24 protein-coding genes are annotated in these 22,721 nt (G+C 70.7%); 13 read left to right on the top strand and 11 right to left on the bottom strand.

What is annotated here, in order from left to right:
• The first annotated feature begins 2 nt into the window (after window positions 1–2).
• The 5 genes from VP06_RS22820 (at window position 3) to VP06_RS22800 (ending at window position 3,133) form a co-directional block, all read left to right on the top strand.
• A complete protein-coding gene (locus VP06_RS22820) occupies window positions 3–302 on the top strand; it encodes a cytochrome C oxidase subunit IV family protein (RefSeq protein ID WP_245291280.1) in 300 nt (99 codons plus the stop codon).
• Window positions 303–347: 45 nt separating this feature from the next.
• Window positions 348–1,139: a class II glutamine amidotransferase gene (locus VP06_RS22815; RefSeq protein WP_048466082.1), complete on the top strand. Its 792-nt coding sequence runs from the start codon at window positions 348–350 to the stop codon at window positions 1,137–1,139.
• Between the two features lie 129 nt (window positions 1,140–1,268).
• Entirely contained in the window at window positions 1,269–2,006 is a 738-nt protein-coding gene (locus VP06_RS22810) for a sigma-70 family RNA polymerase sigma factor (RefSeq protein ID WP_048466081.1), read from the top strand.
• Between the two features lie 140 nt (window positions 2,007–2,146).
• Entirely contained in the window at window positions 2,147–2,554 is a 408-nt protein-coding gene (locus VP06_RS22805; protein WP_048466096.1) for a DUF1236 domain-containing protein, read from the top strand.
• A gap of 324 nt (window positions 2,555–2,878) precedes the next feature.
• Complete coding sequence (locus VP06_RS22800) at window positions 2,879–3,133, top strand: hypothetical protein (protein WP_048466080.1); 255 nt, start codon at window positions 2,879–2,881, stop codon at window positions 3,131–3,133.
• Window positions 3,134–3,136: 3 nt separating this feature from the next.
• Here VP06_RS22800 and mscL read toward each other — a convergent pair whose 3' ends face one another.
• Window positions 3,137–3,547 carry a large conductance mechanosensitive channel protein MscL gene (gene mscL, locus VP06_RS22795; protein WP_048466079.1) on the bottom strand — a complete coding sequence of 137 codons (411 nt, stop codon included), beginning with the start codon at window positions 3,545–3,547 and terminating at the stop codon, window positions 3,137–3,139.
• A 124-nt stretch (window positions 3,548–3,671) separates the two neighbouring features.
• On the opposite strand from mscL, the gene tam reads away from it, so the two are divergent.
• Window positions 3,672–4,445 (top strand): trans-aconitate 2-methyltransferase, encoded by a 774-nt coding sequence (gene tam, locus VP06_RS22790; protein WP_048466078.1) that lies wholly within the window; start codon window positions 3,672–3,674, stop codon window positions 4,443–4,445.
• A 280-nt stretch (window positions 4,446–4,725) separates the two neighbouring features.
• Window positions 4,726–5,328, top strand: a complete 603-nt coding sequence (locus VP06_RS39050; protein ID WP_048466077.1) for a hypothetical protein — start codon at window positions 4,726–4,728, stop codon at window positions 5,326–5,328.
• A 294-nt stretch (window positions 5,329–5,622) separates the two neighbouring features.
• On the opposite strand, the gene pssA is transcribed toward VP06_RS39050, so the two are convergent.
• The 5 genes from pssA to VP06_RS22760 all read right to left on the bottom strand — a co-directional run bounded on the left by pssA (window position 5,623) and on the right by VP06_RS22760 (window position 13,021).
• Window positions 5,623–6,459, bottom strand: a complete 837-nt coding sequence (gene pssA / locus VP06_RS22780; protein WP_048466076.1) for a CDP-diacylglycerol--serine O-phosphatidyltransferase — start codon at window positions 6,457–6,459, stop codon at window positions 5,623–5,625.
• A 17-nt stretch (window positions 6,460–6,476) separates the two neighbouring features.
• A complete protein-coding gene (locus VP06_RS22775; protein ID WP_048466075.1) occupies window positions 6,477–7,190 on the bottom strand; it encodes a phosphatidylserine decarboxylase in 714 nt (237 codons plus the stop codon).
• A 74-nt stretch (window positions 7,191–7,264) separates the two neighbouring features.
• Complete coding sequence (locus VP06_RS22770) at window positions 7,265–9,544, bottom strand: spermidine synthase (protein ID WP_053081989.1); 2,280 nt, start codon at window positions 9,542–9,544, stop codon at window positions 7,265–7,267.
• A gap of 94 nt (window positions 9,545–9,638) precedes the next feature.
• Window positions 9,639–11,579, bottom strand: a complete 1,941-nt coding sequence (locus VP06_RS22765) for an ABCB family ABC transporter ATP-binding protein/permease (RefSeq protein ID WP_245291279.1) — start codon at window positions 11,577–11,579, stop codon at window positions 9,639–9,641.
• A gap of 149 nt (window positions 11,580–11,728) precedes the next feature.
• Window positions 11,729–13,021: a LysM peptidoglycan-binding domain-containing protein gene (locus VP06_RS22760; protein ID WP_048466074.1), complete on the bottom strand. Its 1,293-nt coding sequence runs from the start codon at window positions 13,019–13,021 to the stop codon at window positions 11,729–11,731.
• Between the two features lie 219 nt (window positions 13,022–13,240).
• On the opposite strand from VP06_RS22760, the gene VP06_RS22755 reads away from it, so the two are divergent.
• Together VP06_RS22755 and VP06_RS22750 are read left to right on the top strand one after the other, a co-directional pair.
• Window positions 13,241–13,834: an LOG family protein gene (locus VP06_RS22755; protein WP_048466073.1), complete on the top strand. Its 594-nt coding sequence runs from the start codon at window positions 13,241–13,243 to the stop codon at window positions 13,832–13,834.
• Window positions 13,835–14,174: 340 nt separating this feature from the next.
• Window positions 14,175–14,381 carry a DUF1737 domain-containing protein gene (locus tag VP06_RS22750; RefSeq protein WP_048466072.1) on the top strand — a complete coding sequence of 69 codons (207 nt, stop codon included), beginning with the start codon at window positions 14,175–14,177 and terminating at the stop codon, window positions 14,379–14,381.
• Window positions 14,382–14,423: 42 nt separating this feature from the next.
• On the opposite strand, the gene cysS is transcribed toward VP06_RS22750, so the two are convergent.
• Entirely contained in the window at window positions 14,424–15,803 is a 1,380-nt protein-coding gene (gene cysS / locus VP06_RS22745; RefSeq protein ID WP_048466071.1) for a cysteine--tRNA ligase, read from the bottom strand.
• Window positions 15,804–16,149: 346 nt separating this feature from the next.
• On the opposite strand from cysS, the gene VP06_RS22740 reads away from it, so the two are divergent.
• Entirely contained in the window at window positions 16,150–16,464 is a 315-nt protein-coding gene (locus VP06_RS22740; RefSeq protein WP_048466070.1) for a hypothetical protein, read from the top strand.
• Between the two features lie 362 nt (window positions 16,465–16,826).
• Window positions 16,827–17,165 carry a hypothetical protein gene (locus VP06_RS22735; RefSeq protein WP_048466069.1) on the top strand — a complete coding sequence of 113 codons (339 nt, stop codon included), beginning with the start codon at window positions 16,827–16,829 and terminating at the stop codon, window positions 17,163–17,165.
• A gap of 9 nt (window positions 17,166–17,174) precedes the next feature.
• On the opposite strand, the gene VP06_RS22730 is transcribed toward VP06_RS22735, so the two are convergent.
• Both VP06_RS22730 and VP06_RS22725 read right to left on the bottom strand, forming a co-directional pair.
• A complete protein-coding gene (locus tag VP06_RS22730; RefSeq protein WP_053081988.1) occupies window positions 17,175–18,176 on the bottom strand; it encodes an ABC transporter substrate-binding protein in 1,002 nt (333 codons plus the stop codon).
• A gap of 125 nt (window positions 18,177–18,301) precedes the next feature.
• Window positions 18,302–18,553, bottom strand: a complete 252-nt coding sequence (locus VP06_RS22725) for a DUF6356 family protein (RefSeq protein ID WP_048466068.1) — start codon at window positions 18,551–18,553, stop codon at window positions 18,302–18,304.
• Window positions 18,554–18,727: 174 nt separating this feature from the next.
• Between VP06_RS22725 and VP06_RS22720 the strand changes: the two genes are divergently transcribed.
• Window positions 18,728–19,189, top strand: a complete 462-nt coding sequence (locus VP06_RS22720; protein ID WP_048466067.1) for an Lrp/AsnC family transcriptional regulator — start codon at window positions 18,728–18,730, stop codon at window positions 19,187–19,189.
• Window positions 19,190–19,306: 117 nt separating this feature from the next.
• Window positions 19,307–20,770 carry an MFS transporter gene (locus VP06_RS22715; protein WP_048466066.1) on the top strand — a complete coding sequence of 488 codons (1,464 nt, stop codon included), beginning with the start codon at window positions 19,307–19,309 and terminating at the stop codon, window positions 20,768–20,770.
• 7 nt (window positions 20,771–20,777) lie between these two features.
• Here the strand turns inward: VP06_RS22715 and VP06_RS22710 are convergent, their stop codons facing one another.
• Together VP06_RS22710 and VP06_RS22705 are read right to left on the bottom strand one after the other, a co-directional pair.
• Window positions 20,778–21,743, bottom strand: coding sequence for a tyrosine recombinase XerC (locus VP06_RS22710; RefSeq protein ID WP_048466065.1), 966 nt, complete (start codon window positions 21,741–21,743; stop codon window positions 20,778–20,780).
• Window positions 21,744–21,813: 70 nt separating this feature from the next.
• Window positions 21,814–22,692, bottom strand: a complete 879-nt coding sequence (locus VP06_RS22705; protein WP_048466064.1) for an aldose 1-epimerase family protein — start codon at window positions 22,690–22,692, stop codon at window positions 21,814–21,816.
• Window positions 22,693–22,721 lie beyond the last annotated feature (29 nt).

Here is a 22,721-nt window from a genome sequence, read left to right as displayed (position 1 = left end):
CCGTGTTCGGCACCCACGACGAGCGCCGCATCCTCTGGCGGCACATGCGCGAGCCGGTCCTGACGGCGTGTGCGCTCCTGGCGATGCTCGGGATCAACGTGGCTCTGGGCGCCACCCTCCCCTTCCCGCATGTCTGGATCGTCGAGCTTCTGGTGGCGGGTGCCATGGTGGTGACGATCCTCCTGGTCTCGATGGAGGTCCGCCACGAGCCGCCGCTGGTGAAGCTGTTTGCCGGCATCGGCTTCTTCTGGGTCGGGATCCTGTTCGCGATGACGCTGGTGGATTACCTCTCGCGCGGCTGAGCGCGTTCACTCCCCGCTCACCAGCGCGGGGCTATGAGGGACGCCATGTGCGAATTGCTCGGCATGAGCGCCAACGTCCCGACCGACATCCGCTTCAGCTTCGCGGGCCTGGCGCGCCGCGGGGGCGAGACCGGACCGCATCAGGACGGCTGGGGCATCTCGTTCTATGAAGGCCGCGGAAGCCGCAGCTTCCATGACCCGGAGCCGAGCGCCCGCTCGGAGATCGCCCGGCTGCTGCGGCGATACCCGATCAAGAGCCGGATCGTGATCGCCCATGTCCGCCGGGCCAATCGCGGCCGGGTGTCCCTGGAGAACACCCATCCGTTCAGCCGCGAATTGTGGGGCCGCACCTTCACCTTCGCGCATAACGGCCAGTTGAAGGGCGTGAAGCGCCTCACGCTCGGCCGCTTCAAGCCGGTCGGCACCACCGACAGCGAGCACGCCTTCTGCTGGATGCTGGGCCGGCTCGAGGAACGCTGGGGCACGCTGCCGAAGCCCACCCGGCTCGACGGGGCGGTGCGGGAACTCTGCACCGAACTGCACGGGCTCGGGGTGTTCAACATGCTGCTCTCCGACAGCCGCACCCTCTATGCCCATTGCGGCAAGCGCCTGTGCACCCTGACCCGGCGGGCGCCGTTCGGCACCGCGACGCTGATCGACGAGGATTGGCGGGTGGATTTCGCTGAAGAGACCACCCCCGACGACATCGTGACCGTGGTGGCGACTCGCCCGCTCACCCGCGACGAGCGCTGGACCGACCTCGCCCCCGGCGAGGTGCTGGCCTTCCGCCTCGGCGTGCCGGACGGCGACGAGACCGGCGCCGGCGCCGGGGGTTGACGCGGCGCCGGCCGCGTCATCGACCCTGTCGCGGGGCCCTATCGGTTCCGGCCCGTTTGTCGCTAAGCTCTCCCTTTCCGGTCGCGGCCCCCGGGCCCATCTCCCTGACGACAGGCAGACGCGAGAGCCATGACGCGAGACATTGCCCCGAATCCGTCGGCCCCGAACCGGTCGGCGGAAGACCGCCCCGGGCTGTCGGCCAGCATCCGGTCGCATCTCGGCACGCAGCTCCGGGCCACCTACGAGGCCCTGGGCGACGCCGATCCGGACAACCGGTTCGCCGATCTCATCGCGCGCCTGGAAGCGGCGCTCAAGGCGCAGGGCGAGGTCGTCCTGCCGGAATTCCGCGACGGGCTGCTCCAGGCGGTGCCGTCCTTGCGCGCCTTCGCGCTGTCGCTCACCAGCAACCCCGCCCGGGCCGACGACCTGGTGCAGGACACGCTGCTGAAGGGCTGGCAGCACCGGGCCCGGTTCCAGGCCGGCACCAACCTGAATGCCTGGCTGTTCACCATCCTGCGCAATATCTTCTACTCCGACCATCGCAAGCGGGTGCGCGAGGTCGAGGATCAGGACGGGTCCTACGCCGCCCGCCTCGCCACCGCCCCGCACCAGGGCGACCGGCTCGACGTGGAGGACCTCCAGAGCGCGCTCGCCAAGCTGCCGCCGGACCAGCGCGAGGCCCTGGTCCTCGTCGGCGCCGAAGGCGTCTCCTACGAGGAGGCGGCGGCGATCATGGGCTGCAAGGTCGGCACGGTGAAGAGCCGCGTCAGCCGCGCCCGCGGCCGACTGGCCGAACTGTTGGGCTACGATGAGGAAGATCTCGGCACCGACCGGCTGATCCAGTCGGCGATGCAGAAGGACGCCTGATCCGGACCGGAGGGGTCCTGCGGGATTCACGGCGACTTTTTCCGCCGCACGATTGAACCGTTTCGCGTCAGTCGACGTTACTCCCCCCGAAAGCTGCCCCGCTCGACCGGGGTAGATTGGACGAAACGGAGACCGATCCGATGAAGAAGACCTTCCTGGCCGCCGCTGCTCTCGCCCTGTCGCTGCCGATGGCCGCCCACGCCCAAGGGCTGATCGGCGGCGCGCAGCGCGGCGCCGAGGACGGCGCGGCCGCGGCCGGCCCGGTCGGTGCCATCGTCGGCGGGGCCGTCGGCGCCGCGACCGGCGCCGTCGGGGGCCTCCTCGGCGTCGACGACCGCCCGCGCTTCCGCACCTACGCCGTGCGCCAGCACCGCTCCTATGACTGGAACGGCGATGTCGCAGTCGGCACCGTGCTGCCCTCCTCGGGCGTGAGCTATTACGAGGTCCCGTCCGAGTACGGCATCCGCGGTCGCCGCTACACCGTGGTCAATGATCGCGTCGTGCTGGTCGATCCGGGCACCCGCCGCATCGTGCAGGTCATCGACTGACGCTTGATCGACGAACGGTGAGAGCATTTTCCGACGAAGCGGATGCCGGTTCGTCGTAGACAATGCGGCAAAATCAAAGGGCTAGAGAAGCTTCGCGATGGCAACGCGATCGTGAAGCGCTCTCGTGCGCCGCCCTCGGGCGACGCGTCCTTCGTCCTCAGAAAGCCCCGGTGCGGAACCGGGGCTTTTTGCTGTTCGACGGCATGATATTCAGTCAGCCATTGCGCCGGGATCTGCAACGAAATCCCGAGATCGTCGTTTCTGTTGATGGTCGCCGCGAATGGCTTGACACCCGCGCCACAGACGTCAACGAGACGGATCCCGATGCCTTCCGACCCGCACGAGAACCACGACGCCGCACTGCCGCAACCGGTGCGAGAGCATCTCGGGCAGCAGCTTCGCTCGGCCTACAATGCCGAGACCGAGAAGCCGGATTATCTCGGCGATCCCGGCCTGCCGTCCGAATTCACCCCGCAGCTGCGCCGCCTCGAAGGCCGCCTGAAGGCCCACGACACCGGCCGCGAGGCGGTGGAGGATGCCCTCAACGACATCCTGCGGGAATTGCCGGCGAAGCGGTGAGCGTCAACGCCGCGCTGCCAGCAGGTCCCGGATCTCTGTCAAAAGCTTCACGTCGGCCGGGTCCTCCTTCTTCACCTCCTCGCGCCGGACCAGCTGGTTCATCGCGCGGATCACCAGAAACAGCACGAAGGCGACAATCAGGAAGTTGAGCGCCACGGTGATGAACTGGCCGTAGCCAATCACCGCGCCCTGTTTCTTGGCCTCGGCATAGGCCATCCCGCTCTGCACCTTCGAGGACAGCGGCAGGTAGTAGTTCGAGAAATCGAGCCCGCCGGTGATCGCCCCGACAACCGGCATGATCATGTCCTGCACCAGCGAGGTGACGATGGCCCCGAAAGCCGCGCCGATCACCACGCCGACCGCGAGGTCGACGACGTTTCCGCGCAGGGCGAATTTCTTGAATTCTTCGATCATGTCCGAGTCTCCGCAGAGGGAATTCCGTTTGGGGGACCAGCTGCGCACGGCACGGCACGGCGTCGCGCGGGCGGCTCCCTCTCGGTTAAGCTGGGGCGGGGACGCGCGGCGGGGAGTCTGTCCGATGACTGATTGGGATGTGGGCCAGTACCTGACATTTGCCGATGAACGCACACGGCCGGCCGCCGACCTGCTGGCCCGGGTGCCACTCACCGCGCCCGCCCGGGTGATCGATCTCGGCTGCGGGCCAGGCAACAGCACCGCCCTGCTGGCCGCACGCTTTCCCGAGGCGGCGATCACCGGCCTCGATTCCTCGCCCGCGATGCTGGAAGAGGCGCGTCGCACCCTGCCGGCCATCACCTTCGTCGAGGCAGACCTCGCCGCCTGGGAGCCGGACGCCAAGCCCGACCTGATCTTCGCCAACGCCGTGCTGCAATGGCTGCCCGACCACGCCGCCCTGCTGCCGCGGCTTGCCGGCGTCCTGGCGCCGGGCGGCTGCCTCGCCGTGCAGATGCCGGACAATCTCGACGAGCCGTCGCACCGTCTGATGCGCGAGGTGGCGCAGGAATCGCCGTTCCGTGAGGCTTTGGCGGCTGCCGCCGGCGCCCGCACCACGCTCGGCGGGTTCCCGGATTACGACACCTGGCTGTCGCGGGCGGGCTGCACCGTCGATCTGTGGCGCACCACCTACGTCCATCCGCTGCAAGGTCATCGCGGCATCGTCGAGTGGGTGCGCGCGACGGGCTTGCGGCCGTTCCTGGCGCCCCTCGGCCCGGAGCAGCAGAGCGCCTACCTCGCCCGCTACGAGGCGGCCCTGCGCGGGGCCTATCCGGCACAGGAGGACGGGCGGGTGCTGCTGCCCTTTCCGAGGCTGTTCCTGGTCGCCCGGCGGACCTGACCGGCTTTCCGCGGCCCGTCGTCTCAGGTCGTCCCGGCACGAGCCGGGCACCGGCCTCGCTCACCGGGATGACGACCACGTGACAGCTCGACATCGCATCCGGAAAGGACCAGTCTCGTCCGGTCGAGCGGAGGAGGGCACCAATCTCCGCAAGACGAGACGAGATGTGAGATCGATAGCGCGTGCGTCGTCACACCGCGGCCGGTCCGCCGCCGGTGCACAGCAGGGACGGCCTTCCCCCGGAAGCCGCTCCCTCTCCCGCTTGGAGGAGACCCCGACGATGAGATTGTCTTCACTTGCCGCAGCCGCCTCGCTGCTCCTGGCCGTGACACCGGCCCTCGCTCAGGGCACGGCGGCGCAACGGGCCGCCTGCACCTCCGACGCCATGCGGCTGTGCTCGTCGCACATCCCGAATGTCGGGGCGATCACGTCGTGCCTGCGACGGGAGAAGGCGAGCCTCAGCACGGCCTGCCGTTCCGTGATGGACGCCGCCGAGGCCCCGGCCCAGCGCACCGCCGAGGTCGAGCGGGCTCCCGCGCCGGCTGCCGCGCCGCGGCTGATCCCGCGCAGGATGGTGCGGTCCGGCGCGGTCGCCCGGGCGGAGGCCCCGGCCACGATCCGGCACGCCGGTCCGCGCCGCATCGCGGCCCAGCCCCGGACCGTCCGCACCGCCGCCGTGCGGCGCCGGAGCGGGACCGGCCGGATGGCCGGCTTCGCGGGCCTCGGCGGGCGCTCCTCGGAGATGCGGCAGGCGATGTACTGGATGAACCGCCTCGGCGGGCTCAGCGGCATGATGGGCGGCATGGCCGGTGCCGGTGGGGGCATGTCCCTCGACGCGATCCGCGACGTGCGAATCGGCGACCTGATGGGCATGATGGAGTGATAGCAACGGTCGAAAGAAAACGACCTTTGGTTCCGTTCTCGAATTTTCGCCAAGCCTCTAGAGCATTTTCCGACGAAGTGGATACCGGTTCGTCGTAGAAAATGTGGCAAAATCAAAGACTGAGAGCACGGCCCGATTGCAACGTGATCAGGCAGTGCTCTCGCTTGGCATCGACAATTCGAGATCGGTCAACGGCCCGACGCGTCAGCATCTTGGGCCGGTGGCATAATCCGCCTTCCGGACGTCCGTCCGGAAGGCGTGGCAGGGTGGGGATCGACCGATCCCTGCCCGGCTTCAGGCCGCCGGCGCCTCGTCGCTCGGGAGCGAGGGCCCTTGTGCCGCCTCGGCCTTGAGCTTGCGCCGGTACTGGGCGGCACCGATCGGGATCGCGACAAGATAGCCGATGCTCAGGAGCGCCAGGATCTCGAACGGGAAGCTGATGAGAAGGCCGAACGCCGCCACCGTCACGACGAAGATCGGCAGCACGTATTCCCGCGGCACGCGCTTGCCGATCGTCTTGCCCGAGAAGGTCGGCACCGTGGAGATCACTAGGAGGGCGATCACCAGCATGTAGATCAGCGCCACCGGCGCGAGGCTCGGCACCATCTCGAAGCCGAGGAAGTGCAGGTAGAGCGGCAGCATCACGGTCAGCGCGCCGGCCGGGGCCGGCATGCCGACGAAGAAGTCCTTCTTCCATTCCGGCCGGTTGGGATCGTCCAGCATCACGTTGAAGCGGGCCAGCCGCAGGGCCATCGCGATGGCGAAGATCAGGGCGACGATCCAGCCAAGCGACTTCAGGTTGTGCAGGACGAAGGTGTAGAGGATCAGCGCCGGGGCGCAGCCGAAATTGACGAAATCGGCCAGCGAATCGAGTTCGGCACCGAAGCGCGAGGTGCCCTTGAGCAGGCGCGCCACCCGCCCGTCGACGCCGTCGAGCACCGCGGCGGCGATGATGGCGATCACCGCCGGCTCGAACTTGCCCTCGAAGCCGAAGCGCACGGCGGTGAGCCCGAGACAGACCGCCATCAGGGTGATCATGTTGGGAATGATCATCCGCACCGGCACCGGCTTGAACCGGCGCGGTTTGGGCTCGTTCGGCTCCGGCGCGAAGGGCGGGAAGAGGTCGTCCATGGCGGGTCGCTCCCCTGTCAGGTACGGCGGAACTGCCGCACCGGGCCGGTCCCGCGCAGGTCGGCCAGCACCGTCTCGCCGGCCACCGCCTTCTGGCCGAGGCCGACCAGCACGCGGGTGCCCGCCGGCAGGTAGACGTCGACCCGCGAGCCGAAGCGGATCAGGCCGAAGCGGTCGCCGACGGTGAGATCGTCGCCGGGCTTGACCCAGTCGACGATGCGGCGCGCCACGAGCCCGGCGATCTGCACCACGCCGATCCGCACCGGCTCGCCGTTCTGCCGGGTCTCGATCACGAGGCCGTTGCGCTCGTTGCCCTCGCTCGCCTTGTCCAGCTCGGCATTGAGGAAGAGGCCCGGGGTGTAATGGACCTGATCGATCCGGCCGGTGACCGGAACCCGGTTCACGTGGCAATCGAACACGTTCATGAACACCGAGATCCGCAGCATCGGCACCGAGGGCAGGTCCAGCTCGGAGGGCGGCAGCACGGTGCTGATGAGGTTCACCCGCCCGTCCGCCGGAGAGATCACCAAGCCGTCGCCGACCGGCACGATCCGCTCGGGGTCGCGGAAGAAGTAGCAGACCCACAGCGTGAGCAGCAGGAAGATCCAGCCGAGGAACTGCACGAAGGTGCCGGCGAGCACCGTCAGCACGATGCCGATCGCGATGAAGGGGTAGCCCTCCTTGTGGATCGGCACCAGCACGCGGCGGATCGTCTCGAACAGGTCGGTCATGAGTCCTCGGGCTTTCTCGCCGGCCGCGAACGGCCGGTCCGGCGCCCCGCGGATGGCAGGCGCGTGGCTTCGCGTCAATCGCCAGAAGCGCGCGGGAGCGCGAGCTTGTCGGCCATCGCCTGGAGGATGTTGGAGAAATCGTCGGTCCAGGGACGCCGGTCGCTCTCCGGCGCAATCCGCGTCCAGGCCGGATCGGCCGCGACGGCGCCGAGATCGGCGGGATCGCGGGCGAGCACCGCGACCGTGGCCGCGGCACGGAACCGCACCGGATCGAACGGGAAGGCTTCGCGGGCGACGTAGGTCGACAGGCCGAGTTCCGCGCCGACCCGGGCCAGGATGCGGGCGAGGTCGAGGTGGCGGTTGGTGATGTGCATCGCCAGCACGCCGTTCGGGGCCAGTTTTTCGAGATAGAGCGCCAGGGCCTCGCGGGTGAGGAGATGGGCGGGAATCGCGTCGGACGAGAAGGCGTCGATCACCAGGAGGCCGAGCCCGCCCGGAGCATCGGCGAGGGTCAGGCGCGCATCGCCCAGCACCACCGGCATGTCGCGACCGCATTCCGAGAGGAAGCGGAACCGCCCCGGATCGCGGGCGATGCGGATCACCTCCGGGTCGATCTCGTAGAAGCGCCAGGATTCTGCCCCGCGCCGGTGGCAGGCGAGGCTGCCGGTGCCGAGACCCACCACCGCGACGGCGCCGAGGGCGCCGCCTTGCGCCGCACGGACAGACCGGATCGCCGTGCCGATCGGCCCCGGAGCCGTGTAGTACACCAGGGGCTCCGGCGGGCCGTCAGGCGGGCCGAGCCGCATCGCCCCGTGCACGGTGGTGCCGTGCATCAGCAGGCGGGTCGTCCCGTCGGCGGTCTCGACGATCCGGTGGATGCCGAAGAACGAGCGCACGCTCACGGCGGCGTCCGCCCGCATCGCGAAAAGGCCGGCGGCAAGGGCCAGCACGCCCGCCACCGCGAGGCGGTGCGGGTCGCGCCAGCTCGCCGCCAGCAGGCCCGCCCCCGCCAGCGCCAGGAGCTGCGGCAGGGCGGCGACGTCGAGCATCGTCCCGGCCAGACCCATGACCGCCGCGGCACCCGCGCCCGCCAGGGCGATCGGCCGCACGGCGGCGAGCCAGGTGCGGGTGCCGCCCGCCAGGAAGCCAGGCCGGCACGCGAGAGCGGCGACGATCAGGAGCGGGTACTCGACCACCCGCGAGAACACGAGCGGTGCGACCAGCCCGCAGGCGATGCCGCCCAGCACGCCGCCGAGCGAGACGCAGACGTAGAACTCGGTCAGCCGGTCCGGGGCCGGGCGCAGGTGGTAGAGCGTGGCGTGGCAGATCAGCGCAGAGACGAAGAACAGGCCGAGATGGAGCGCAAGCCCGCCCCACAGGCCGAACCCGACGACGAAGCTCGCGAGGGCGAGCGCGGTGCCCCAGACCTGGAGGCGCAGCAGCGCCCGGCCGCGCGGGCCGGAGCCGGGGAGGACCATCCCATCCCGGAAGGCGATCACGAAGGTGAGGAGGAAGAGCGCGAGCGGGACCACCCAGAGGAGGGGGGCCGCCGCGACATCGGTCGAGAGATGGGCGGTGACCGAGACCAGGAGCCCCGAGGGCACCAGGGCGAGGCCGATCCAGGCGCCGCGACGGCGCCAGCCGGGCGCCGCCGAGGCCGGCATCCCGGCGCCCGCCCCGAAAGGACCCGCACCCGAGAGACCCGCCCCGCCCGAAGCCGAGGACAAGCCGGTGGCCAGGATCAGCAGGACGAGCACGACGAAGCCGCCGAGCCACGCCTCGGCCTGCACCCGCAGGGGCAGGACGGGCTCGATCAGCAGAGGATAGGCGACGAGGGCGGCGAAGGACCCGATATTCGAGGCCGCGTAGAGGCAATACGGGTTGTCGGCCCGCGCATGGCCGGAGCGGGCGAACCACGCCTGGATGAGAGGGCCGTTCGCCGAGAGGGCGAAGAACGGCAGCCCGATCGCGGACGCGAACAGCCCGACGAGCCAGAGCGCCTCATGCTCCGCCGGCGGGCGGCCCCAGCCGGCCGGGACGCCGATGGGCAGGGCGAGCCCGGCGAGGAGCATCAGCCCGAGATGGACCGCAAGGGCCGGCCGGATGCCGAGCCACCGGGTGAGCAGATGGGCGTAGACGTAGCCGCCCATCAGCAGGGCCTGGAACACCACCAGGGCGACCGACCAGGTCGCCGGGCTGCCGCCGAGGCGCGGCAGCACCATCTTGGTGAAGAGCGGCTGGACCGAGAACAGCAGGAAGGCCGAGAGCAGCAGCGCGGCGGCGGCGGCCGGCACCTGCGCCGCGGCGAGGCCGAGGCTGAAGCGAGGAGCCGTGCGGAGCGTGGTGGTCGGCATGGGGGGATCCGGCGAGATCGCGATAGTCTCGCCGGCCGCCCTTTAAGATGAGGTGCAGGACGATGCGGTGGCAGGACGGGGGCCGCCCCGACCCTCACGCCACCGAGGCCGGCTCCGGCGCCTTGGCGACCGGGCCCTGAATTTCGCCCGGCTCCAGGTGCTGCCGCAGGCTCTCGCCCTCCTGCGCTTCCGCGCGCTTGAGCGCCTCGCGGGCGGCCTCCGCCTCGCGCTGGCGGTTCCACATCGCCGCATAGACACCGCCCTGCGCGAGCAGCGCCAGATGGGTGCCGCGCTCGGCGATGCGGCCCTGGTCGAGGACGATGATCTCGTCGGCGCCGACCACCGTCGAGAGGCGATGGGCGATGACCAGGGTGGTGCGGCCCCGGCTCACCCGGTCGAGGGCATCCTGGATCTCGCGCTCGGTGAAGGAATCGAGGGCCGAGGTCGCCTCGTCGAGGACCAGGATCGGCGGCCCCTTCAGGATCGTGCGGGCGATGGCGACGCGCTGCTTCTCGCCGCCCGAGAGCTTCAGGCCGCGCTCGCCCACCGGCGTGTCGTAGCCCTCCGGCAGGGCGGCGATGAAGCGGTCGATCTGCGCGAGGGTCGCGGCCTCGCGCAGTTCCGCCTCGCTCGCCTCCCAGCGGCCGTAGCGGATGTTGTAGCCGATCGTGTCGTTGAACAGCACCGTGTCCTGCGGCACCATGCCGATGGCGGCGCGCAACGACTCCTGCTGCACGCCCGCGATGTCCTGCCCGTCGACCGTGATGCGGCCGGCTTGCGGTTCGTAGAAGCGGAACAGCAGGCGCGACAGGGTGGACTTGCCGGCCCCCGACGGCCCGACGATCGCGACGGTGCGCCCCGCCGGCACCGTGAAGCTGATGCCGCGCAGGATCGGCCGCTCCGGCACGTAGGCGAAGTGCACGTCCTCGAACCGCACCACCGCCTCGGTGATCGCGAGCGGGGCGGCGCCCGGCCGGTCGGCGATCTCGGGGTTGCGATGCAGGATCTTGAACATGTCGTCGATGTCGATCAGGGCCTGCTTGATCTCGCGGTAGATCATGCCCATGAAGTTGAGCGGCATCGAGAGCTGCACCAGCATGGTGTTGACCAGCACGAAGCCGCCGATCGTCGTCCGTCCGGCCATGATGTCGCGGGCGGCGAGCCACATCACCACGCTCATGCCGATCGTGAAGATCACCGCCTGGCCGGCGTTCAGCACCGCGAGCGAGACATAAGTTTGGGTCGACGCCTTCTCGTAGCGGGCCATCGACTGGTCGTAGCGGGCGGTCTCGCGGGTTTCCGCACCGAAATACTTCACCGTCTCGTAGTTGAGCAGCGAATCGACCGCCTTGGTGTTGGCGTCGGTGTCGGAATCGTTCATCCGCCGCCGGATGGCGATGCGCCATTCCGTGGCCTTGTAGGTATAGCCGAGATAGGCCGCCACCATGACGAGGACCACGACCGAGTAGAGGAGGTCGAACTCGTAGGCGAGCGTGCCCAGCACCAGCAGGAACTCGACGATGGTCGGCACCAGCGTCAGCACCATCAGGCGCGAGAGTTCCTCGATGCCGTTGCGCCCCCGCTCCAGCACCCGGGTCAGGCCACCGGTCTTGCGCTCGAGGTGGAAGCGCAGGGACAATTGGTGCATGTGCCGGAAGGTCTGGAGCGCCAGGCGCCGCACCGCATGCATCGCCACCTTGGCGAAGAGCCCGTCGCGGACCTGGGTCAGCAGCGCCATGGCGATCCGGGTGGCGCCGTAGAGCAGGATCATCAGGGCCGGCGCGGCCCAGATCCCGGTCGGGACGGCCCCGTCCTTAGCCCCGACAACCGCCACCAGGGCGTCGGTCGCCCATTTGAAGGTGAACGGCATCGCCAGGGTGACGACCTTGGCGACCAGCAGCAACCCGAAGGCGGTGAAGACGCGGCGCTGAAGATCGGGCCGGCCGTGGGGCCAGAGATAGGGCCACAGGCGGCGGTAGGTCGCGACGAGGCCGGGCCGCTCGGGCTCGGCCGGGGGAATCTGGGTGGTGGACAAGGAACCGGTTCCGGACGGGATCGGGCGGCATATAAGCCAGGACGGGACGGCGCGACAGCGCGCCCGACGCGGCCCGGGCCTGCGAGGCGGGGGCCGCCGGCCCTGGCAAGCCCCCGGACACAACCCGCTCTCCGAAACGCCCGTGCGGATCAGCCGCGCCTCTCCGGCTCGCGCGCCTGCGACGTCTCGCCGGGCAGCACGAAGACCTGGCCGGGATAGATCCGGTTCGGGTCGCGGATCTGGCCCTGGTTGGCGTCGAAGATCACGGTGTAGCGCAGGCCCTTGCCGTAGGCCCGGCGGCTGATGCTCCACAGGTTGTCGCCGCGGATGACCTTCGCGGTGCTGATGCCGGGCACGAACACCGCGACGGGATCGACGGGATTCGGCGACGCCTCCGCGCCCGGGGACGCCGAGACCGTCGCGGTCGCGCCCGCCCCGGTCGTGGCGGGAGCGACCACGGGGGCAGGGCCACCCGGGGACGCGCCGCGCAGCAGGGACTTGCGGGCCGGGACCTCGGCCGGGACCGGCCGGTCGAGAAGCGGCGGCACCGCGAAGGCGGTCTCGGCGCGGGTCTTGACCGCGCCCGAGGCGGGATCGACCTGGTCGATCCGCACCCGGTAATCGCCCGGCTCGACCCCGCGGCCGATCGTGAAGGCGACGCGGCCGTCGGGCCCGGCCTGGCCAGGCGCCACCAGCGTGTCGTTGAGGTAGAGCCGGAGGTTGGCCTTCGGGGCGCCCTGCGCGGTGACGTAGAGCCGCCCCCCCGCCTCGGCATCGACGCCGACGACCTTGACCGGGGCGGGACCGGCCGGAGCCTTGGTCACGCCCCGGGCCTCGGCTTTGGCCGGGTCGACCTTGGCCGGATCGACCTTGGCGGGCTCAGTTCCGGCCGTGCTCCCCGGCAGCGAGAGCACGGCGGTCGGCTGGCCGGGCGCCGTCACGGCGACCAGGGGCTGGGTGCGGCGGTCCGGCGCCACCACCACCACGGCGCTCGCCCGGCCGGCGGCCGTGGCGCCGTCCGGCGCGGTGCTGCGCAGAGTGATCTCGTGGGTTCCCGGCGGCAGGGCCGGCGGCACCAGGGCGAAGTTGCCGGCCTCGTCGGCCTTGGCACGGGCAAAGGGCTGACCGTCGCGCAGAAGCTCCACCTCGGCCCCAGGCCGGCTGCGCCCGGCGACGACGCTCGCCCCGTCGGGCTCGACCCGGATGACGTCGAAGGCCGGAGCGCCATCCGCGGCGGCGGGGGGTTCGGGCTTGGCCGGCAGGGCGGCGAGCGGCACCGGGGCTTGCGGCGCGATCGCCGCCGGCGCCGTCTCCGGCGCGTCGAGCGAGAACAGCCGCGTGCCGCTGGCGGCGACGCCGATGAGCACGAACCCGGCGACGACGCCGACGCCCGCGAGGACGATGCCCTTGCGCAGCTCGGTCGTTCGCAACTCGGTCGTCATGGCGCAACACTCCGGCTCACGGGCCCTCCGATCGATGGTGCCGCGGGACCGCGCGACCTTTCGCCTCCGGTCGACACGCCGACGCCATCGCCCCCATAGTAACAGGACTGGCGGGGCGAGACCACGCGGCGCGCATCGCGCGGCTCGGCCGGAAACTTGCGTGGCGCAGGGCAGTGCGTGGCAACGGCCGGTTTCGGCCGCGAACGGTGTGGAGACTCGATGCGGACGGTTTGCGTGTATTGCGGCTCGGGATTCGGCACCGATCCGGTCTTCGAGGCGGCGGCGCGGGCGCTGGGGCGCCATCTGGCGGAGGCCGGCATCGCCCTCGTCTATGGCGGCGGCAATGTCGGGCTGATGGGCACCGTGGCGCGGGCGGTGCTCGACCATGGCGGCCACGTCACCGGCATCATCCCGGACTTCCTGAAGTCGCGCGAGCGCATGCTCGACGACGTGCAGGAGACCATCGTGGTCTCCGACATGCACACCCGCAAGAAGCTGATGTTCGACCGGTCCGACGCCTTCGTGGCCCTGCCGGGGGGCATCGGCACCCTGGAGGAGCTGGTCGAGCAGATGACCTGGTCGCAGCTCGGCCAGCACGCCAAGCCGATCCTGCTGCTCTCGGTGGCCGGCTTCTGGGCGCCATTCCTCGGCCTCCTCGACCACATGCGCCGCACCGGCTTCATCCGCGAGGGGCTGGACCTCAGCTACCTCGTCGCCGAGGAACCGGACCAGGCGGTGCCGATGCTGCGCGAGGCGATCCGGAAGGCCACGCCGCGGCCGGAGGCGGAGGCGCTGATCGATGCGAAGTTCTGAAGCCCCGGCGGCACTCGCGGCTCCAGCGAGCGCAGCACACCCGATCACGTTGCAATCAGATGCCAGTCCAGGTCTCTGATTTTGCCGCATTTTCTGAGACCAACCGGTGTCCGCTTGGTCGGACCATGCTCAAACTTCGGCGCCGTTCCGCGCCGCGAACGCCGAGCCGGGGATCGGCGACGCCAGGTTTCTGCCTCATCCTGAGGTGCTGCGAAGCCGCCTCGAAGGAGGTCTCCAGATGTCCCTGCGCGACCTGGAGCCCTCCTGCGAGGCCCGCTCCGTGGGCACCTCAGGATGAGGTGGCAGATGGATCAACGAACACTCTCACCGGGAGCACAAAGTGGCCACCACCTCGGACCCGAAGCCTCCGGCCGACATGCTGCCCTACCGCCTGATCACGGGCAAGGACGACGCCCAATTCTGCCGCCGGATCTCGGAGGCGCTGGCGCTCGGCTACCGGCTGTACGGCTCGCCCTCCTGCACCTTCAACGGGACCGACGTGATCGTGGCGCAGGCGGTGGTGTGGCCGTCGGTCGTCAAGGAATGACGGCGGCGTGAGGGGGGCACGCCCCCCTCTCGGCCTATGGTCCTACGTGCCCACCGTCCAGGTGGTCGTCCCGTCCTTGTTGTCCTTCACCGTCACCCCAAGCGCCGTGAGCGCCCCGCGGATCCGGTCGGATTCGGCCCAGTCCTTGCGGGCGCGGGCCTCCTTGCGCGCGACGATCAGCGCCTCCACCGCCGCGGCGTCGACGCCGGAGGCCGCCACCGCCGCCCGGTCGCGCTCGGACTTGCTCTGGCCGAGGAGGCCGAGCAGGCCGGCGCCGGCCTTCAACGCCGCCGGGTCGTCGAGGCGGTGCACCTCGCCGAGGGCCGCCGGGGTGTTGAGGTCGTCCAAGAGCGGCTCGAGCACGCTGTCGGGCGCCGGGCCCGGGGCGACGTCGCCGGTGGCGTCGTACCAGCGGTCGAGGGTACGGCTCGCCTCCTCCAGGCCGCGCAGGGTCCAGTCGATCGGCTGGCGGTAATGGGTGCGCAGCATGGCGAGGCGCACGACCTCCCCCGGCCAATCCGCCAGCACCTCGCGCAAGGTGACGAAGTTGCCGAGCGACTTCGACATCTTCTCCCCCTCGACCTGGAGGAAGCCGTTGTGGAGCCAGAGATTGGCCATCACCGGCGTGCCGAAGCAGCAGCGCGACTGCGCCACCTCGTTCTCGTGGTGGGGAAACACCAGGTCGATGCCGCCGGCATGGATGTCGAAGGTCTCGCCGAGATGCTTCCAGGCCATGGCCGAGCACTCGATGTGCCAGCCCGGCCGCCCCGGGACGGCGATCCCGGCGGGCGAGGGCCAGGACGGCTCACCGGGCTTCGAGGGCTTCCACAGCACGAAATCGAGCGGTGAGCGCTTGTAGGGCGCCACGTCGACCCGGGCCCCGGCCTCCATCTCGTCGAGCGGGCGGCGCGACAGGGCGCCGTAATCGGGCATCGAGGGCACGTCGAACAGCACGTGCTCCTCGGCCACGTAGGCGTGGCCGGCCGCCACGAGGCGGTCGATGAGGGCCGTCATCTCGACGATGTGGTCGGTCGCCCGCGGCTCGATCATCGCCGGGGGCTTGCCCGGCGCGTTCACGTCCTGCGGCATCAGGATGCCGAGGCGGCGGATGTCATCGTGGAACTGCGCCAGCGTCCCGTCGGTGAGCTCGCGGATGGTGATGCCGCGCTCCGCCGCCCGGGCGTTGATTTTGTCGTCCACGTCCGTGACGTTGCGGGCATAGGCGACGGCGTCGGCGCCGTAGAGGTGGCGCAAGAGCCGGAACAGCAGGTCGAAGACGATCAGCGGCCGGGCGTTGCCGATATGGGCCGCGTCGTAGACGGTCGGGCCGCAGGCATACATCCGCACCCGGCCCGAATCGATCGGCCGGAGCGGCTCCTTGGCCCGGGAGAGCGTGTTGTAGAGGCGCAACAGCGAGGCCATGAAACACCTGCGGGACGGGGTCGGGCCGGGGCGCCGCGCGGGACGCCGGCCGAGGTTCTAAGTCGTTGCCGGATCGGGCTCGGTCCCGTCCGGCCGGTCGCCCCGGCATCCCCCGCGCGGGCCACCGAGGCGGCTGCCTGTTGCACGGGTGAGACGCCCGGATGAGCCGATCCGGGTTAGCTCAAATCCGTGAGCAATTCGAGAAGGCGGACGCCGCGGGGGCAAAGCCCTGTCGGACCCTGCATAACCGGTGCGCTCGCACGTTGCGTAGAGAGATTGTTTACCACCCAAGCCCAGTGTCGCGCCGGAGCCGGATGCCGACCGCTCCGTTCAGAAGGTTTTTCCCATGCGTCGCACGCTCGCCGTCCTCAGCGCCCTCGGTGTCCTGGTCTCCGCCGTGCCGGCGCTGGCTGCATCGCAGGGCACCGGCGTGGAGAAGACGTTCCTGATTCCCTCCAGCGACGGCTACGGCGTCGCCGAATGCCTGACCACCGGCGGCGAGTGCGGCCAGGTGGTGGCGGATGCCTGGTGCGAGTCGCAGGGCTACGCCAAGTCGGCCTCCTTCGGCGTCGCCGCCCAGGACGAGTATACCGGCGCGATCGAGGCAGCCCCGGCCGTGAAGACCTCGGACCGCCCGATCCGCATCACCTGCCGGGACTGAGTGTTGTCCGAGAGCGAGTTGCCGGCTCGATTGCAGGGCGGCATCCGCTCGATCCTATCCTGGACCTCATCCTGAGGTGCTGCCGCTTGCGGCAGCCTCGACGGAAGGCTCCAGAAACCTCCGAGATCCCTGGCTCCTCCGTTGAGGCCCATCGATCTCCGATCGCCGGCTGCTCAGGACGAGATCCAGGGCGGGGTGACGCTGGGTCGGCTGGCGCGGGAACGCGGCTCGCCGCGCCCGACACACGGGCTTCATCCGACATCGCCATGACCCGTGCGATGACCCTTGCCATGACCCGTTGGCACGCCGCCCGGACCCGCCTATCTCCAGACCCACGGCCGAGGCGCCGGGGAGACCAGGGCATGATCCGAAGCGCCGTCATCATCGCCGCGCTCCTGCTGCCGACCCTCGCCGTCGCGGCTCCGCCACATCGCGCCCCCGTCGGCCCGGCCGTGCCGGGCCTGCCCGGCTACGATTGCCGCCTCTGGACGCCGTTCGACCACGACGTCGTCGGCGCCGCGCCGCGCCCGGGCGCCCGTCCGGTACGGGCGGCGAGCGGCTGGGGCCGCACCGCCTACGGCTACGGCACCGGCGGCGCCTCGGCCTCCGGTGCCGTCGCGTTTCCGGTCACCAGCACCCCGGAATGCGACCTCGGCGAGCGGACCCTCGGCCGCGCCGGATCGAACATCCTGCCGCGCTGAACGGCCGGCTCAGGTGCCGGGCCGATCGTGCACCGCCTTGGCGAAGAAGTCCGTCCAGGTCTTCGGCCGGTTCTTCAGCACCCCGGCCTTCACCAGGTGGTCGGCCTGCAACATGGTGCCGTAGGGCGTGGCCGAGAAGACGACGCCCGGCTGTCTCATCATCGCGACGAGTTCGTCGGGCTCGAACTTCTCCTTGGTGGCGGCGAGGTAGATCTCGGCCGCCTTCTTCGGATCGTCGCGGATGAGCGCGTTGGCCTCGTCGATGGCGGCGAGTACCGCGGCGGTCGTCTTCGGGTTCTGGTCCATGAACTTGCCGCGGCCGAACACGATGGCGTTGCTCAGAGGACCGCCGACCACGTCGTAGGAGTTGAGCACGACGTGGATCTTCGGGTCCTTCAGCTCGATCTGCTGGTAGGGCGGCAGCGAGAAGTGGCTGTTGACCTCGCTGGTGCCCCCGAGCAGCGCCCCGACCGCATCGGGATGGCCGAGCTGCACGGTGATCGCGTCGAGCTTGTTGCGGCCGGCCTCGCCGAATTGGCGCTCGGCGGCGATCTGGAGCATCACGGCCTGGGCCGAGACCTTCACGGTCGGCACCGCGATCCGGTCCTTGGCCGAGAAGTCGGCGAGCGTCTTCACCGCCGGGTTGCGGGTGACGAGCATCATCGGCGCGCCGGCCGAGGCCGCCAGCCCCTTCACCTCGCCGCGGGTGCGGTCCCAGGCGAGCAGCAGGTTGGTGGCGCCGCTGGTGACGAAATCGACGTTGCCGGAGATCAGCGCATCGACCGAGGCGCCGCCGCTGGTCAGGGTGACCCAGCTCACCTTCACGTCGCCGAGGCCGGCCGATGCGACGTGCTTCTCGACCAGACGCTGCTGCTCGGCCAGCACCATCGGCATGTAGATCAGGCCGGGCTGGCGGGTGAAGCGCACCTCGCCGGTCTCGGCTTTCGCAGGCAACGTGGCGAGGCCGAGCGCGACGGCCAGCGCACCGAGGGCGCGCCTGAGGAACGGCATGGGCGGATTCTCCCTGGTTCCCGGCCCCTGTCCGGGCGCTCAGGGAGAGCGCCCGCCGGGACCGTGTCGGAGCCAGGGTCCGGAAATACCCCGGACACGTCAAGCCGTGACCGGGGCTTCGGGCCTCAGGCCGAGACGGCGGACGGGGCCTCGGCCCGGTGCCGGGCGGTGCGGCTGCGATTCGCCACCATGCGGTCGTGCAGGCGACAAATCGTGCGCGAGCCGGTGCTGGTGAAGGCGAAGGGCAGGATCCCGTGCACCAGGCAGGCCAGCCCGCCGGCGATCATGCTGAGCCCGAAGCCGGTGGCGACGCCCATATGCTCGAAATAGGTCTCGCCGACGGAGGCCGGATGCTCGGAGAAGGACAGCTTCGACATGGCGGTTCTCGGGGATCCTTGGGAGTCTTGAGATCTCGAAGGGAGTCTTGAGGTCTTGGAAGGCAGAATCAGAATCGCACGGACGCCGCGAAGACGGATTGCGAAATTTCCCTGTCTTCCGGATGAAGGCGCAATCTGATTGCGCTATCATGCGGAAGATTGGAGAATTTTTGCGTGGACGAGTTCGATCGGAAAATCCTGTTGTGTCTTCAGGAGAACGCGGCCGATTCGCTCGAGGCGATCGCCGCCCGGGTCGGCCTATCGACCTCGCCGTGCTGGCGGCGGATCCAGAAGATGGAGGCGCAAGGGGTGATCCAGCGCCGGGTGGCGCTCCTCGATCCCGACCGGATGCGGGTCGGCGTCACGGTGTTCGTCTCGGTGCGGACCAACCGGCACAATGCCGACTGGGCCGAGCGCTTCTGCGCCGCCGTGGTGGCGATCCCCGAAGTGGTCGAGTTCTACCGCATGAGCGGCGAGATCGATTACCTGCTGCGCATCGTCGTGCCCGACATCGCGGCCTACGACCGGGTCTACAAGCGGCTGATCCAGTCAGTCGAGCTTTACGACGTCAGCTCGGCCTTTGCCATGGAGCGAATCAAGTACACGACGGCACTGCCGGTGACTTACGCCGAGTAAGACAAAGGCGAGTCACGATGGCGCGGGTCTGGCCTGCGCCGGGCGACGGTTGCTTTCCGGCCCGATCGGTTTAGCTGCGGCCATCGTCCCCTCCCCTGCCCGACGAAGCCCGCGACCATGACCACTTCCCGGACGACGCGCCGTCCCCTCGTGATCGCCGCCGTCATGGCCGCGATGGCGATGGTGGCGATCGAGGCGACCATCATCTCCACGGCGATGCCGGGCATCGTCGGCGAGCTCGGTGGGCTGTCGCTCTATGCCTGGGTGTTCTCGGGCTTCCTCCTGACCCAGACCGCCGCCACGATCGTGTTCGGCAAGCTCGCCGACATCCACGGCCGCAAGCCCGTGCTGCTCGCCGGCATCGCGGTCTTCCTCATCGCCTCGCTGTTGTGCGGCTTCGCCTGGTCGATGCCGGCGATGATCGCGTTCCGGCTGATCCAGGGCATCGGCGCGGGCGCGATCCAGCCGGTCTCGCTGACCATCGTGGGCGACCTCTACACCGCGCAGGAGCGCGGGCGGATCCAGGGCTTCCTCGCCAGCGTCTGGGCGGTCTCGGCGGTGGTCGGGCCGGTGGCGGGGGGCTTCATCGTCGCCCATGCCTCGTGGTCGTGGATCTTCTGGATCAACCTGCCGGTCGGCCTCGTCGCCTCGGGCCTGTTCGTCGCCTTCCTGCACGAGGGCGAGCGGCGCGAGCGCCGGCCGGTCGACGCGGCGGGCGCCGCCCTGTTCACCCTGACGGTCGCGGGCCTGATGGTGGCCCTGACCGAGGCCGGCGAGGGGCGCTGGCCCGTCGTCGGCCTCGCCGCCGGCCTCGGGCTGATCGCCGCCCTGGTGCTGGCGTTCCAGGAGCGGCGGGCGCAAGAGCCGGTGATCGACGCCGCGATCTGGCGCCGCCGGCCGATCGCCGCCGCCAACGCCACCTCGCTGCTTGCCGGCATGGCGCTGATCGGGCTCACCACCTTCCTGCCGATGTACGTGCAGGGCGTTCTCGGCCAGACGCCGATCGTTGCCGGCATGGCGCTCACCGTGATGGTGCTCGGCTGGCCGATGGGCGCGACCCTGGCGGCGCGCAACCTGCACCGGTTCGGCCTGCGCCGCATCCTGGTCGCCGGCGGGTTGCTGCTGCCGCTCGGCGCGCTGGCCTTCGTGACGCTCCGGCCCGGCAGCACGCCGATCCAGGCCGGGATCGGCTCGCTCGTCATGGGCTTCGGCATGGGCCTGCTCAGCAACGCCGCCCTGATGCTGATCCAGGAGATCGTGCCCTGGACCCAGCGCGGCAGCGCCACCGCCTCGAACATCTTCTCGCGCAACCTCGGCAGCACGCTCGGTGCCACTTTGTTCGGCGCGGTGCTCAATCACGGGCTGTCGGCGGGGGGCAGCACCGTCACGGCGGACAGCCTCCAGCAGGCGCTGGCAGCGGGCGGCCTGCCCGGCGAGGCCGAGACCGTGCGCCTGGTGCTCCAGCATGCCTTGCACCAGACCTTCTGGGCGGTGCTGCTCATCTCCGCGGCGGCCTTCGCCACCGCGCTCCTGGTGCCGCACGTCGCCCTCGGGCGCGCCCGCGAGGTTCCGGCGGAGTGACCCGCTCTCAGGAGGCGCGCGCCCGCGGATGGGCGGCGTCGAAGGCGTCGAGCAGGCGGGCGGCATCGACCTTGGTGTAGACCTGCGTCGTCGCCAGGGAGGCGTGGCCCAGCAGTTCCTGGATCGCCCGGAGGTCGCCCTGGCGGGCCAGCAGGTGGCTGGCGAAGGAATGGCGCAGGGCGTGCGGCGTCGCCGTCGAGGGCAGGCCCAGCGCCCCGCGCATCGAGGCGACGGCGAGCTGCACGATGCGCGGCGAGAGCGGACCGCCCTTGGCGCCGACGAAGAGCGGCCCCTCCGGCGGCAAAGCGTAGGGACAGAGCTTGAGGTACTCGTCCACGGCGGCCTGGACCTGGGCGATCACCGGCACGCTGCGGGTCTTCTGGCCCTTGCCCACCACCGTCACGGCGTCGATCCCGCGGGTCGGCGCGTCGCGCCGCGTGAGGCCGAGCGCCTCCGAGATGCGCAGGCCCGAACCGTAGAGGAGCGCCAGCACCGCGGCGTCCCGGGCCAGCACCCAGGCCGGGCGCTCCTCGCCGGCCCGGATGTCGGGGCTCGCCATCGCGATCGCCGCGCTGACCGGAAGCGGGCGGGGCAGGCGCCGCTCGACCTTGGGTGAGCGCACTGCCGCGAGCGCCGCCACGCTGCCATGCCCCTCCCGGTCGAGGTGGCGGGCGAAGGAGCGCAGGCCTGCCAGCGCCCGCATCAGGCTGCGCCCGCCGATGCCGTCCTGGCGCCGCGCCGCCATGAAGCCGCGCACGTCGCGGGGCTTGAGCCCGATCAGGGTCGGGATGTCGGGGTTCCTGCCCCCCTTGGCCAGATGGGTGAGGAACTGGCGCAGGTCACGCCGATACGCCTCGACGGTGTTCGACGACAGCCGCCGCTCCGAGGCCAGCCCGTCGAGCCAGGCGATCGCGGCCGCCCGCACGTCGGGGGCGCCGGGCAGGAGCAGGTCGGCGGGTTCGGCATCGGACATCGGGGACCGGGCTCCGGTTGGGGGAGCCGAGTAGGCCCCGGACCCGGTTGACGGCGGGTTGACGCCCCGGTCAGGCAGGGCTGAAGCGCAAGGTCACGCCGTGGCGGGCGCTGGCGCCCGGGGCCAGCAGGCGTTGCGAATCACGCGCCGCCAGCTCGCCGGAGAAGCCCATCCAGTCGGCGTGCCCGGTCCAGCATTCGAGGGACAGGAACGGCGCGGTCGGCTTCGTCCACACCGCCAGATGGGGAAAATCCTCCACCTCGAGGGCGATGGCGGCGCCGGAGGGCGCGGTGAAGCGCATCGCCCGGCTGCGGGCGTCGAGAAAGACCAGGGCCTCGGTGAACATCGCCGGATCGAGGGGCAGGGTGTCGCCGGCGAGGGGCAGCGTCCGCTCGCTGCGGACCAGGAGCCCGCCGACCCCCACCTCCGGCACCGCCGGTCGCTCGGGATGCGCGAAGCGCACCGCATAGCCGCCCCCGGCCGCCCGCTCACCACCGGCGAAGGGCCACGGGAAAGCCGGGTGGAAGCCGAGCCCGTAGGGCAGCGGGTCGGCTCCCGGATTGTGGATCTCGCAGGCGAAGGACAGTGCCCCGTCCCGCACCGTGGCGGTGATGTCGAGGCGGAAGGCGAAGGGGTAGGACGTCCGGGAGGCCGGCGTGTCGGCCAGGCGCAGGGTCACCTGGTCCCCGGCCTGCGCCACCACCGCAAACAGGCTGTCGCGGGCGAAGCCGTGCTGCGCCATCGGATAGGCGCGGCCCGCCACCGTGACGGCGCCTCCGGCAGAGGCGCCGACGACCGGAAAGAGCCAGGGCGCGTGCCGGTTCCAATGTGCCGGATCGCCCTCCCACAGGTACTCGGTGCCGCCGACCCGCCAGGAAACCGGCTCGGCCCCGTGGAGGGCGAGGCGGGCGGTGGTGTCGCGGTGGCGGATCTCGACGGTGTCGCTCATCGGGGCCCTCATTGAGCTGGCCGGGCACG

This window comes from Methylobacterium aquaticum, assembly GCF_001043915.1.
GTDB lineage: Bacteria > Pseudomonadota > Alphaproteobacteria > Rhizobiales > Beijerinckiaceae > Methylobacterium > Methylobacterium aquaticum.
The sequence above is the reverse complement of the archived record's forward strand: the minus strand, read 5'-3'. Positions and strand labels throughout refer to the sequence as shown.